The following is a 12,948-nucleotide window of genomic DNA, read 5'->3' as shown; positions in this document are numbered from 1 at the left end:
ATCTATAGCTTTCGTTTTAAGGCTTTTTAGATTGGGGCAGGAGGATTCTGAGCCATGGCCCAGGAAACAATAACGGTTGGCGTTGAAGAAGATTTAGATTCGGTAATTAATCGGTTGCGGCAATCACGCACAAAAGAAGTGTTGATTATGCTGCCCGGAAAAACCCGTGCGCTCGAAACGCTCGACCAGTTCAATATGCTTCGGCGAGTGGTTCGCGAGGAAAGCATCAATTTAACATTTTCAGGTGGTAGCAAAACTTCGCAAGGTCTCGCAAAGTTGTTGGGCTTTCAGACTGATAGGAGTGATGGTATAACCAGTCAGTCAGTTTCTTCTGCTGAATCTGAAGATGATAATTTGTTTGCGAATTTCGGTGAGACTCCTTCTCAGCAATCTACCCGTGTTTTTAGCGAAGTGCCGCAGGGCTTTGTAGTTCAGCCCCAGCAGTCTAACCCACCGTTAGAATCTACTCAACCCTTGCGCCGTCCCTCTCAGGAATTTTTCAGCCAGATACCCAACCTTCAAGTGCCGGATATGATGTCTCGCCCTGTTCCACCACCTCCGGGGAATTTTTTGCAACAGGATGTCAATGACACCCCACGCGAGACGTTGGGTTCGTTTCTAGAGTTAGACTCTCCGCCACCTAAACTAGTCCCTTCAACCGACTTTGATGGCGGTGGCGCAAGAACCATGACCTATGAAGAAGCGGCACAATTCGGCTATTTCGGGGATGATGCGCCCATTGGCAACGAAAGCAATACTGCTCAGTTCCCCTTTGACCTGACTGATGAGCAGGATGATGATGTGCCTTCGATACTTGGCTCTACTTCGGATAATGCTGCTGCCGATTTCAAACAACGCAGTGGGGTTCGCAGAAGCGCGGATAGTGGACGCGGCAGGAAGAAAACAGCCGATACGGATGGGCGCGTTCGTAAGGGGACAGGTTTGGCGGCAATGGCTACCGGCTTAACCGCTAATTTGAGCCGTCTATTACCTCGCAACCGCGCCCCAAAAGAAGCGGTTGCTTCTATATCTATGGGGCGTACTCCGTTACCCCCCGATGTTCAAAGCCAACGCGCCCGTGACAAAAATAGATTCGGTTTGTTCGCCTTGGTGGGAGTAGCAGGGGCATTTATAATCCTGATCGGTTTGTTATTAATAACGCTAGGGGGGGGGCAGAATCAGGGTAATAGCAATGCATCAACCGGAAATTTACAACGGGTTAATCTGATACTGGCTACCTCACAGGTTACAAATACAGTGCCGATTTTGCTAGATACCAGCAGTAATAGCACGGTTCCAACTGTAGTGAGCGGTAGTAGCTCAACCTCTAACCCGATCCAAAGCGCGACTTCCGGCAGGTTGAATGTAACGGAAGTAACCACCGGGAAAATTACTAAAACCGGCACATATCCCGCCTTCGGCTCGGTTTTCAAAGCCGATGGAGTAGCGCAGGGACAAGCTAGTTTTGTGAACGGCGGTGCAAGTCCCAAATCTTATGGCGCAGGGGCGGTTATATACACCAATCAGCGCACTGGGGTACAGTATCGTTTGATAAGCGCTGTGACCATTCCGGCAGGAAATCCTTTTACCACCGCGGTTGGCAAGGCTACTGGGCAAATTCAAGCTGGTGTGGCGGGTTCTTCTGGTAATTTTGAGGGGGTTTCTCAAGTTTTCTTGACCGATTCGCTAGGCGTATCTATCGGGCCCGTTACAGGCGGTTCCGAGCGCAAAGTGCAAGTGGTTTCCAAAGAGGATAGAGCAGCTTTAGAGCAAAAGTTGGTTGAAGATGCTCGCGCTCAGGCAAAGCAGGAGTTGCAAGGTCGCTACGACCCGAATACGCAGGGCATCCAGTTCTTGAACGTTGGCGATAATCAATGCCAATTTTCTAAGAACGTGGGAGATGAAGCCGCAGAATTCAGCGGAACTTGTTCTGTCTCACAAAAAGCCTATATCTATAACCAAACTTCGTTAGCTGATGCGGTGCGGAGTGCGCTGGTGAAAGACCCCCGCCAGCAAATTGACAGCTTTAAACTCGTGGGTGATGGTCAGGTTAGCCAAGAAAACGGTAGGCTCATGTATGTTGTATCGGTTACTGCCACCTTGTACAGCCCTTTGACCGATGATATGAAGAAGGATATTGCAACGCTTGGAGCCGGGAAATCGCCGGAGGAGGCACGCGCCGCAATTTTGCAAAAATATAATCAGTACCTGTTTGATGTGAATTTTAGCGGCTTCACCGGCACTTTACCTGCTGCCGGCAAGCTTGATTTGAAACCAGTTTTTGATTATCAAGCCGTTTCTACCAGTGGTCAGTTAGCGCAACCAACGCCAAAGGCTTGATGTTTATTGAGGCAAAATGAGATACCTTGCTCTTGATTTGGGTCGCAAGCGAATCGGGCTTGCGCTCAGTGATGAAACTGGTTTGATTTCATCCCCTGCGGGTGTTATTCAGGTAAGAAATCCTGAGCAGGTATTTACAGAAATTGTAGCATTGGTGAAACAAAATGAAGTGGGCAAGCTTGTGATAGGCTTGCCCATTCAGTTAAATGGGCGCGAAGGGATAGAAGCCGAACGCGCCCGTGTGTTTGCCTCCGAACTGGCGGGGCGTATTTCAGTACCTGTAGATTTTATGGATGAACGCTTGAGCAGTGTTGAAGCGGAACGCCGTTTGATTGATTCGGGTAAGCGAGGTCAGAAGATAAAAGATAATATTGACGCCACCGCTGCTGCCCTGATTTTACAAACTTACCTCGACCGAGAACGCCGCCGTAGTTCATAGGGGCGTGTCGAGCCACGCCCGCGTTGGGGCGGACTTTGCAACTTTTAAGCCCCTGAAGTATCGGGCAACACCAGCAGAGTACCGCTATTGAACATGATGTAGATGCGACGACCGACCATATCTACCGGATTCAAGAATAATCTGCCGCCTGCGAAAAGTTGGGTTATGCCCGTCCTGGAACTGGTATCAAGCACACCGGGACATCCTACCAGATTTCTCACCTCAATATTGGCTCGCCAAACGTTCGTAAAGGCTGTCGCAGGGCTGATGCTACAGCCGAAATTACCGGGTGTTGCGGTTGGCGTTGGGGTAGTAAGTTGCGCCACTACGCTAGTTATTGTACCTGTTGCTTGAATAGTGACAGCGTTGGTAGTTGCGGTTGGAGTCGGCATAGGTATAGCGGGAATATCGGCGTAAGAATGCCAGCTACCGTTGAGGGTGGAAAAGGCATATATTTGCCCGTTACTCGCCAGCATAAAGCCCTTTTCGTACACCTGATATGCCAATGTCACCGTATTTTCTGCGGCTGAAGGACAGCCCAATTTCGTGGCAATATCTGGATTATCCGCCAGTAATTTGGTGAAGGAGGTAGATAAAGCAACGTTACAGCTAGGAGTGGGTGAGGGAGTTACGGGAACGGTAGTAGCCGTAATATCGGTTGTGACCGTTACAGGCAGGGTGGTAGAGACGGTAGTAGTTAGCGGGATAGTTGTAAAGGTAGTTGCGGTTATACTGCTGGTGGTAGTAACAACTCCGGTAGGGCTTATAACCGTTGTGCTGGTTAGAATTGGAGTGGCTACAGTTGTGAAAACGGTAGTAGCGGTTATCGGCGCGGTAGTAGTGATGATAGGTGTAGCGGTTATGGTGGTAGTGATAATATTGGGCGTAACGGTGGCTACCTGTGCTACTACGGTTGTTCGAGGTTGGGTTGTGTTAGTGGTTTGACGGGTAGTAGCAGTGGCAGGCGAAACTATTTTAACCTCAACATGCTTTTGCGCTAAATTCTCCCCGCTTTTATTCAAGACATTGGTATTAGTCTCAACATTAACTTGCTGCCCTGCTACCAAAGTTTGTTTCGGTTCAAGCACTACTGTATGGCTATCGGTAATCTTTATATCGTACTCTATTTTTTTACCGCTATTGTCTTGAACGTTGAAAAACAACTGCCCCTTATCTCGGATTAGGGCTTCGTCCACCGCTTGATTAAAGTGGATTGTAATTTCCTGACTATTGGCGGCAATATCGGCAATATCAAAGGCGGAATTGCGATTTGTAAAAAATATAATCAGGACGGCGGCAATCATGACTATAATAACAGCCATCAATGACAAGGACAGAATTTTCAGCCCATTTGCCGAAAGCAACGCGGGTTGTGAGTCCTTTATTCGCGCCAGATGCACGCGGTTCAAGACGGCGCGGCGGAGTTTGGGAGTGGGCAAAGGGTCAGGCACACGCTTTAATTGTACCCGAATACCCCGATAAGATTCTAAGGCTGCTCGGCAATCAACACAGGTTAGCAGATGTTGTCGGATAAATTCTTCTTCTTGCGCTGAAGTCTCTTTATCAATGTAGGCAGAGAGCAACGGTTGACAGCGTAGGCAATTCGCGTCCATTAGCTTTTATCCCCTTGCCGTCCTTTGGCTTTAATGATAATCCCAGCTTTCCAGCCTGCGCTGTCAAATTCGGTATAGATTTCACGAAATTGTTCTCGCGCCCGGAATAGAAGTGATTTGACGGCGGCGCGTGAAGTACCGATTACAACGGCGATTTCATCGCAACTCATATCTTGATATTCGCGTAGGACCAGACAAAGGCGGTATTTTTCGCTCATACGACTCAACACCAATTGCACCTGTTGTCGGGTTTCGTGTAATTCTGCATTATATTCAGGCTCATCGGTATTTAAGGCAGGGGTAATATTGGCATGTACGGCTGGATCCCACGGCAACCAGCGTACAATTTTGCGCCTTCGCAAAATATCCATACAGGCGTTAGAGGCAATGCGATGTAACCAAGCAGATAAATTTAAATCAGGAGTTGTTTTGGGTAACGCCCGGTAGGCTTTCACAAAGACATCCTGAGTAATATCATAAGCATCTTCGGAATTGCCCATCAGCCGATATATGAAGGCATAGATGGGTTTTTGAAAATGGTCATATATGGCAGCAAAAGCTACCTCATCGCCCTGACGAGCCTGCTCTATGAGTGAGGCATCATCTAACAATGTTTTGCTTCCCTCTTCCCAGCTACGCCCCGTTGTAGCAGATTTTACGGGCGTGTATCTTAGAATTCGCGCGGTTGATAGCCCGATACTACCAAACAGCCCATAACTTAATTGTGCGACCAAAAGTCCCAACCTCCTGTCATTCCGACTATGCTTCGTAATATAAGACGGATTATGACTGCTGAGGTTTCATTTATCTGATAGTATAGCTTTAATTTAATCCATTTGGTGTAAAATTATTGTGATATAATTTATACGAATTCGCCTAATTAATTAGGATAATAAATAGAGCGGTTGCAAGAAACATTTTTAGGGGGTAACTCGTTGCACTTACCACAGAGAACAAGTGGAGGCGTTCCCCTTTCCTACTTTGCAATAGCCCTAATTCGGATAAATTGCAATGTAACATAATACTTTTTCCAGCGTTATTATAACATGTCATAACATAATATCGTCTAAACCTTTTTATATAGGAGAAAACGAATGAGCGGGCAGCTCGAAAAGGGTTATAAACTTGGACAATACGAAATTATTGAACCACTTGGGAAGGGCGGTATGGCTTCGGTCTATCGCGCTCATCAGCCTAGCCTAGAGCGGGATGTGGCGATTAAAATTATGGCGGAGCAGTACGCGACAGACCCGTCATTCGTAGAACGCTTTCGGCGAGAGGCGCGTTCTATTGCCAAGTTGCGCCACCCCAATATTTTGACCGTTTATGATGCTGGAGAAGATCACGGCTTGTTGTATATGGTAATGGAGCTAATAGAAGGACCTACTCTGAAAGATGAGATTCAGGGGAAGCCGCTTTCGTTGGATAAAACTACCAAAGTCATGCAACAAATCAGCGGTGCGCTGCATTATGCCAATAATTCCGGGATTATTCACCGCGATGTTAAGCCTTCAAACGTGCTAATTGACAAAACCGGACGCGCGGTTTTGAGCGATTTTGGCATTGCAAAAATGGCAGAAGCCAAGACGCAATTGACCAGCACCGGAACGGGCGTGGGTACACCTGATTATATGAGTCCCGAACAGGCGATGGGTGAGGAATTGGACGCTCGCAGCGATGAGTATTCGCTGGGGGTGATGTTATATGAGATGTTGACGGGACGACCTCCCTTTACGGGGGATACGCCGATTGCGGTGGTGATGGGGCATGTTAGCAAACCGTTGCCCTCCCCTCGCCAATATAATCCCGATATTCCGCTTTCAGTTGAGCGCGTGATTAGCAAGGCGTTATCAAAGAAGGCGGAGGATCGCTATAAGGATTGCGAAGTCTTTAATGATACTTTGGTCGAGGCAATAAAAAATAAAGATGGTGAAGTCGCGCCTCCGGTTTCAACTTCGGGCGCAACTCAATTGCAGAGTTATGGGCAACCGCGCCCCGGTAGCGGTTCTTACCAGACTGTAACTAACCCCGAAGCAGAGCAATTGTATGCAGAAGCTCGCCGTTTGGAACAGCAAAACAATTTTTACGGCTCTTATGATGCTTTCAATCGGTTAAATAGCCGCTTTCCCGGTTATCGTGATGTACCTAATATACTACAGCGGTATCAATTGATGGGTTATGGGACAGGTCAAAGCGTGGCATGGTCGAATCAGGTTCCAAGCGGTACAGGTTATCAGTCTTCAGGTTCATATACACCGGGGTCAGGACAGTATTATGGCGCTCAAACGCCACCATCGCTTGCACCAAATTCTCCGCCAAAATCGGGTAGTTCGTTGCCAATAGTGCTGGGAATAGTAGGCGTGCTGGCGGTGGTGGCAGTGGTAGCGCTGGTAGTGTTGGTGGCGACGGGTGGTGATAAGAAAGCGACTCCTACCGCGCAGGCGGCAATTACCTCAACGATTGTGCCTACAACTACGATTAGTACAACTTCTAGTACAACTTCAGCCACTACTAAGGCTGTAACTACTATAGCGGTTACTACTACTGCAAAAGTAACTACTACCAAAGCCGCTACTACTACGGTTCGTCCGAATACTACTACCAGCGCGACCCAAAACGGGACGGTTGTTTTGGCTTACCCCGGCGCTGACGCTCTGGATATTCCAGATATATTACAAGCGCAGTTAAGCGATTCTTTTGCTCAACTTCAAAATGGAAAAGTGGAAGCCTATAAAACTCTGGATGATGCCAGCAAGATTAAGGATTACTATGTGAATAGCCTTTCTAAAGGCGGTTGGCAAGATCAAACCGATCAAATGAATATGGACTCCTCAGTGACCACACTTGAGAGTATGGGCGCATTTGTGCTGGGTTATCAGAAAGGCACGAGCGCGGTGGCGATTATGTCTTTGCCCGGTTCGTTGGGTGTGGCGTTTGGTTTCACAAATGTTACTCAGAAGGATACTTTAATTCTGGTTATCACCGGCAGCATGTAAAAGATTTTTCAGAGAGATATGAACTCAGGCAAGGGGCGTAAGCTCCTTGTTTTTATTCTGGGTTAATTTTTAATGGTTCAGGTGAAAATACTGATTCGTTTGTTTCGGCAGAATCTTGAAGCTCCTCAGCAAAGGGGTTGCTGTTTTGCCATCCGGTCAGGTTATCTTTGCGATAACGCTCTAGGCGGCGAATAGTAATTTCACAGAAAACCGGGTCAATGTCACTGGTCAGGCAGATACGCTCGCTCATCTCGGCTGCTAGCAAGGTAGTTCCGGCGTGCGCGAAGAAATCCAGTACAATATCGCCGGGTTGGCTGCTTGCCTGAAGTATGCGGTCAATGGCGCGTAAGGGCTTTTGGGCGTAACAGCCGTTCACGTTTTCCTTCATTCGGTAAAACACCTGTTGGACATCGAACCAAACGTTACCTGCTCTGATATTTGGGCTACGTCCTCGCTCAAGGTTCTCACGGAAAGTTCCATCAATCTCTTTGTAATAGCCTTTAAGCGATTTGGGGATTTCGGTATATTGGGGCTGGAAGAATGGATTGCCTAAAGTATAGAAAAGCAATTCCTGCCGAACCGACATCCAGTTTTTTTGAGTGCCGTAGCCACGCTGATTACGTAGGGTGATAAAGCTACGGCTCGCAAAAGGAGTTTGGCGCATCATTAGCATAAATTCGGGTAGGGGTTGGAAGCCGTTATTTTGGTCTGCGCCAAGCCAAGCATAGAAGCTGCTATTTTCACAAAGATGCGCTTGGCTAATATCTACCCAGCGAAGACACCATTCAATGTATTTTTCCACCGACCTAGTTTCAAATGCGACAAGGTTATAGGGGGGGTCTTGAATGGCAAGGGTGGCGGCTGGTAAATCTTCGCAAAGGCGATTTATCTGGTGGCGGTCTGTCGCGTCTAGGCAGCCTACCCGATGCCCTTTCAAAGGGTCGTGCCATATTTCGCCGGGCTTCAAACGGCAAAACTCAAGGAGTTTTTGATGGATTTCGGGAGCAGTATCAAGGCGATGCAAAGGGTCTTTTCTCATATATTATAGATGCTACCAGTATTGGGTAAAAATAGCCGCGCGTAAACTTTTTCAGCGTATTCATCGGTCATTCCGGCGATATAATCGCAAGCGATACGGAGTTTGCCCTCGTTATCAGCTTCATTCCAAAGGTCTCTGAAATCGTTGGGAAACAGATAGGCGGTACGTTCTTCCGGGTTACTGAAGATTGAAAACAGCCCTTCTATAATACGCGCTGCTTTATTCTCTAGGGTGGCGATTCGCTCATCCTGCACCATAAGATGCAGCATCACTTCCATGAGCGTCTTGCTACGCGCTTTTTGTATCGGGTCAATCATCAGCTTGTAGCGATAACGGTTGCTTATTCCGGCTGGTAAATCCGCCCCGTTTATTTCTAACCGTTCGCTGGAAGTGATAAATTCGTGAATAAGGTGGCTGGTGTGTTGCTTGCGAGCGGCTTTGCGGCTGCGTTCGCTAGGTTGATTCTCGATTAAGTGCATCTGTTCCAGCGCCCATTTTAGCAAATTATCATCAATAAAGGCGGTAGCCGCTTTGAGACGGGCGGAGGTTATCATGCCACTTTTGATGCCATCCTCGAAATCATGCACGCTGTAAGCAATTTCGTCTGCCCAATCCATCAGTTGGCAATCGAAGCTACGTTCTGTCAAACTTCCGCCAATACATGCCCACTCTACTAGAGGTTGCTCTTCCGTGTAATAGAATTTCTGACGATTTGGGGAGTAGGGATACTTATATTTAAGTACGCCATCTAGCGTGGCGCGGGAGAGATTTAAGCCATCATAGTTAAGAGCTTTAATAGATAAACGGCTGACTAGGCGCAAGTTTTGAGCATTACCCTCGAAACCGCCATGCTCTTGCATGCACCGATTTAATGCTGCTTCTCCGGCATGCCCAAAAGGGGGATGACCGAGGTCGTGGGTCAGGCTTACTGCTTCGAGTAAATCAGGGTTTGCGCCTAAGCGAAGCGCCAACCCTTTGGCAATTTGGGCGGCTTCGAGGGAATGAGTTAGGCGAGTTCGATAAAAATCACCGCTACCACGCATGAATACCTGTGTTTTGCCTTGCAAGCGGCGGAAAGCAGAACTATGAATCACACGGGAACGATCAACCTCAAATTCACCGCGCTCTTCGTCAGAAGGATGAGATTCGGGATAAATACGCTCCCAATCGGGCGGGGTATATTCGATTTGCGGCAAATTTCTGGAAATATCAAGCACTGCGTTGTTCCAACCAATTTGCGATAAGGGGCCAAAGCTGCGTTACTGCGCCCCGCCCTGCTACCATACCCACATGCCCTGCTGAAATGATGTGCTGAGTTTTATCCTCGCTGCTTACCATGTTCACCAGAGTTTTAGTCATATCCGGCGGCACAAGGTGGTCTCTATCGGCGATAATACTCAGTAAGGAACAGTTTAGGTTACTCAAACTGACATGCTTATTGCCAAGGGTAAGCTTACCCTTTACCAGTTTGTTATTTTGGTAAAAATCTTTGACCCAGCGACGAAAAATTTCACCTGCCATTGGGATACCATCGTTTACCCATTTGTTCATCGCCACCCAAGATTCTACATAGTGGTCATCCCACAATTTCCCATGCAAATCGAGATAGTTTTGAACATAATTCTGGAAGGGTTTAAGCATCTTAGTGCCGTAATCTATTAAATCGGCTGGAATGATGCCAAGCCCATCCACCAGCAAATCCACATTGAAATATTGTTCTTGTAGCCATAGTGAGAAGGTATTGGATTTTTCAAAGTCAATGGGGGCAGCCAGCAAAATCAGGTTTTTTGGTTGGTCGTTGTGGTGAGCGGCAGCATAAATAACGCTCATTGTACCGCCCATACAATATCCGAGCATGGAGAACTCATTTTGCCCGGTAATTTGGCGCATTTTGCCAATGGCGCGGGGGATATATTCCAGCAGATAGTTTTCAAGATTCATTTCGCCATCTTCAACGCCGGGCGTTCCCCAATCTAGCAAGAAAACATCAAAGCCGCGCTGTAACATGTAGCTTATGAAGCTGCTATTGGGTCGCAAATCTAGGATGTAAGGCTTGTTAATCAGCGCGTAAATAATCAAGAGAGGGATTCTGGGGCGCGTTTGCCCCAATGTTCCACTATCTTTAGCCAGATGATAGCGATACAAAGAAGCTTTATTGCGAAACCAGACTCTTTCTCGTGGTGTGGTTCCAACCTGTACAGAATTAATTTTTTCAGTTAGCTCAAGCGCGTTCAGGAGCTTACGTTCCCCGTGGGAAACCTGTTCCATAAACTTGTTGTAGTAGCTTTCTTGGATTTCGGTAAGACTAAGCCATTCATCGGGTTTGGCAGCGGTCATATCCTTCTCCATTTTTAACTGCATTTACTCACACTTATATGCTTTATGATAACATCAAAACGTTCAAATTTCCAACAATATTTTTCTATTTTTACACAGAGTAGCCGGATAAAAAACCCATGCCGGGAACGAAAAGTATATTTACATAACTTGACAAATTAAGGTAAAATAAATACATCGAATAATAAACTTGAATAAGGCTATATTGATGACTAACACTATTCCCCTTGATGATTTGGTTCGGCGTATGGCTGACCGGGAGGCTTCCCGGACTGCGCTGGTATGGCGAGACCAGAGTACCAGTTATCTGACACTCGATGCGCGGATTGATCGGGTTGCTTATGGTTTGTTACGCATGGGCGTAACTGCGGGAAGTCGAGTCGTCCTTTACATGCATAATATTCCGCAGTTCATTGAAAGCTATATGGCTATAACGCGGATAGGCGCAATTGTTGTGCCGCTAAATGTGCTTCACGAAGGGCGCGACCTCGAATATTTGCTGGCAAATTGTGGGGCAGTGGGTATTATTACGATTGCGCCTTATTATCCCCGAATTAAAGAGGTGCGTGATACGCTGGTGCGGCTGAAATGGGTAGTGTCTATTCGAGGAAACGCGCCCCAACCGCCCAATACTATGGCGTGGGAAGATTTAATTGGGGAAGCGCTACCGGGGCGACTGGATTCTTTTGCTGAGCCGGATGCTATAAACTTAGTGGCTTATACTTCTGGAACTAGCGGGCCTCCTAAAGGGGTGTTGCATACGCACAATAGTTTATTAACAAATTGCCGACAGTTTAGCACGATGCAGCAAGTAGATTTTGGAAATATCGGGCCTGATGTGGTGTTATTGCCGATACCCTTATTCAACCTTTATGGGCTTAATATCGGACTTAACCATACTCTTATGATGGGCGGGATGTTAGTTTTAATGGAGCGGTTCGATGCTGTTCACGCTCTGGAGTTAATCCAGACACACAGCTGCACCGTCATACACGGAACTCCTTCTATTTATCGCGATTTGGTTAATTCTCCTGATTTATCACAAGTTGATTTAACCAGCCTTCGGTATGCCTTTTGTTATGGCGCAGCCCTCTCCGATGATGTAGCTTCAGCATTCTTGCGCCGTACTCGGCTGCAAATCATGGAATGTTACGGGTTGACTGAGGCAGGTCCCGTAGTAGCTTGCGCGGCAACCTCCAACAGTTTTCGCCCCGGTTCGGTTGGACAGCCCTTGCCGGGGGTGAAGATACGAATGGTGGATGCCAACGATAATGACCTGCGCCCCGGTACAATCGGGGAAGTGGTGGTGTCGGGTGCTAACTTGATGCAAGATTATTTTAATCTACGCAAATTTGAGGCAACTTACAATTCTGATTCTTCGGTGGAACCGCCTGTTTCTTCTGATGCGCCTTTATGGCTGCATACCGGCGATATGGGTTGGATGGATCCTGATTTTAATCTCTACCTGATAGATCGCCGTGAGGATATGATGTTTATTGACGGGGAGATGGTTTTTCCGCGAGAGATTGAGGAAGCATTAATCCAGCATCCGGCGGTGGCAGAGGCGGCAGCAATTCCGGTACGGTTGCCGGGTACTGAGCCACATTTTCAAGCAGTGGTAGTTTTGGACAGTTATCAGCAGAATATACGGGAAACCGAATTGATAGAGTATTTGCGAAATTCGTTACCAGCCAAGCATATGCCGCAGAGAATTTACCTCGCAGATTACTTGCCGCGTTTGGTGAATGGGCGAATAATGCGCCGCGCCATACGTTTGGGCAGCTAAAAAACCTTGGTTTAAGCCGAATCTGGCGAATTCACATTAAAATTTGGTAAATTCAAGAAATTGGGCTTAAAAGGGCTTGACATGCCTTGCAAGAAGTAGTATATTAGCACTCGCCCCAAAAAAACAGGGCGGCGCAAAAACAAAGGTAAGACTGGATAAGTATTACAAATGCGTTTTGGCGGCGAGCTAATACTCGCGAGAGCACTTTAACAGTCGAGGAGTGATAGAGAAAAATAGAGATCACTCTAAAATATTGAATAGGTAAACCAAGAGAATTCAGGAACGTGACGGAGAAATCGTCAATTTAACGCTTTTCTATTGAAGCCCGATCTAGGTCGGAGCTAAAAAGAGAAGGTGTGAAGAGTTTGATCCTGGCTCAGGATAAACGCTGGCGGCGT

Annotated in this window: 9 protein-coding genes; 4 read left to right on the top strand and 5 right to left on the bottom strand. The window is 47.2% G+C overall.

The features are described from left to right. Positions 1 to 54 precede the first annotated feature (54 nt). A complete protein-coding gene (locus WCK19_RS06160; RefSeq protein ID WP_342396498.1) occupies positions 55 to 2,340 on the top strand; it encodes a hypothetical protein in 2,286 nt (761 codons plus the stop codon). A 16-nt stretch (positions 2,341 to 2,356) separates the two neighbouring features. Further along, the gene (gene ruvX / locus WCK19_RS06155; protein WP_342396497.1) at positions 2,357 to 2,779 is read left to right on the top strand and encodes a Holliday junction resolvase RuvX; all 423 of its coding nucleotides are present in this window, start codon (positions 2,357 to 2,359) and stop codon (positions 2,777 to 2,779) included. A gap of 44 nt (positions 2,780 to 2,823) precedes the next feature. Here the strand turns inward: ruvX and WCK19_RS06150 are convergent, their stop codons facing one another. Then, positions 2,824 to 4,392 carry a zf-HC2 domain-containing protein gene (locus tag WCK19_RS06150; RefSeq protein ID WP_342396496.1) on the bottom strand — a complete coding sequence of 523 codons (1,569 nt, stop codon included), beginning with the start codon at positions 4,390 to 4,392 and terminating at the stop codon, positions 2,824 to 2,826. Beyond that, positions 4,392 to 5,126: a sigma-70 family RNA polymerase sigma factor gene (locus WCK19_RS06145; RefSeq protein WP_342396495.1), complete on the bottom strand. Its 735-nt coding sequence runs from the start codon at positions 5,124 to 5,126 to the stop codon at positions 4,392 to 4,394. Before WCK19_RS06145 ends, WCK19_RS06150 begins: the two co-directional genes overlap by 1 nt. A 360-nt stretch (positions 5,127 to 5,486) precedes the next feature. On the opposite strand from WCK19_RS06145, the gene WCK19_RS06140 reads away from it, so the two are divergent. After that, complete coding sequence (locus WCK19_RS06140; protein WP_342396494.1) at positions 5,487 to 7,388, top strand: serine/threonine-protein kinase; 1,902 nt, start codon at positions 5,487 to 5,489, stop codon at positions 7,386 to 7,388. 52 nt (positions 7,389 to 7,440) lie between these two features. On the opposite strand, the gene WCK19_RS06135 is transcribed toward WCK19_RS06140, so the two are convergent. The 3 genes from WCK19_RS06135 to phaC are packed head-to-tail and all read right to left on the bottom strand — an operon-like array spanning position 7,441 to position 10,788. Beyond that, the gene (locus WCK19_RS06135) at positions 7,441 to 8,427 is read right to left on the bottom strand and encodes a site-specific DNA-methyltransferase (RefSeq protein ID WP_342396493.1); all 987 of its coding nucleotides are present in this window, start codon (positions 8,425 to 8,427) and stop codon (positions 7,441 to 7,443) included. After that, positions 8,424 to 9,644 (bottom strand): dGTP triphosphohydrolase, encoded by a 1,221-nt coding sequence (gene dgt, locus WCK19_RS06130; protein ID WP_342396492.1) that lies wholly within the window; start codon positions 9,642 to 9,644, stop codon positions 8,424 to 8,426. The genes WCK19_RS06135 and dgt overlap by 4 nt, the downstream gene beginning before the upstream one ends. Next, positions 9,637 to 10,788 carry a class III poly(R)-hydroxyalkanoic acid synthase subunit PhaC gene (gene phaC / locus WCK19_RS06125; RefSeq protein WP_342396491.1) on the bottom strand — a complete coding sequence of 384 codons (1,152 nt, stop codon included), beginning with the start codon at positions 10,786 to 10,788 and terminating at the stop codon, positions 9,637 to 9,639. The genes dgt and phaC overlap by 8 nt, the downstream gene beginning before the upstream one ends. Positions 10,789 to 10,972: 184 nt before the next feature. Here phaC and WCK19_RS06120 point away from each other — a divergent pair, with 184 nt between their 5' ends. Further along, positions 10,973 to 12,550 (top strand): class I adenylate-forming enzyme family protein, encoded by a 1,578-nt coding sequence (locus tag WCK19_RS06120; protein ID WP_342396490.1) that lies wholly within the window; start codon positions 10,973 to 10,975, stop codon positions 12,548 to 12,550. Positions 12,551 to 12,948 lie beyond the last annotated feature (398 nt).

Source organism: Candidatus Chlorohelix sp., from assembly GCF_037138995.1.
In the GTDB taxonomy this organism is placed as follows: domain Bacteria; phylum Chloroflexota; class Chloroflexia; order Chloroheliales; family Chloroheliaceae; genus Chlorohelix.
Note: the sequence above shows the minus strand (reverse complement) of the source record. Positions and strands in the feature narration are given on the sequence as shown.

Excerpts from the sequence above, each read along its gene's own strand:
- ruvX (WP_342396497.1), top strand. The coding sequence starts at position 2,357 with ATGAGATACCTTGCTCTTGATTTGGGTCGCAAGCGAATCGGGCTTGCG.
- WCK19_RS06120 (WP_342396490.1), top strand. The coding sequence starts at position 10,973 with ATGACTAACACTATTCCCCTTGATGATTTGGTTCGGCGTATGGCTGAC.
- WCK19_RS06135 (WP_342396493.1), bottom strand. The coding sequence starts at position 8,427 with ATGAGAAAAGACCCTTTGCATCGCCTTGATACTGCTCCCGAAATCCAT.
- WCK19_RS06160 (WP_342396498.1), top strand. The coding sequence starts at position 55 with ATGGCCCAGGAAACAATAACGGTTGGCGTTGAAGAAGATTTAGATTCG.
- phaC (WP_342396491.1), bottom strand. The coding sequence starts at position 10,788 with ATGCAGTTAAAAATGGAGAAGGATATGACCGCTGCCAAACCCGATGAA.
- WCK19_RS06150 (WP_342396496.1), bottom strand. The coding sequence starts at position 4,392 with ATGGACGCGAATTGCCTACGCTGTCAACCGTTGCTCTCTGCCTACATT.
- WCK19_RS06140 (WP_342396494.1), top strand. The coding sequence starts at position 5,487 with ATGAGCGGGCAGCTCGAAAAGGGTTATAAACTTGGACAATACGAAATT.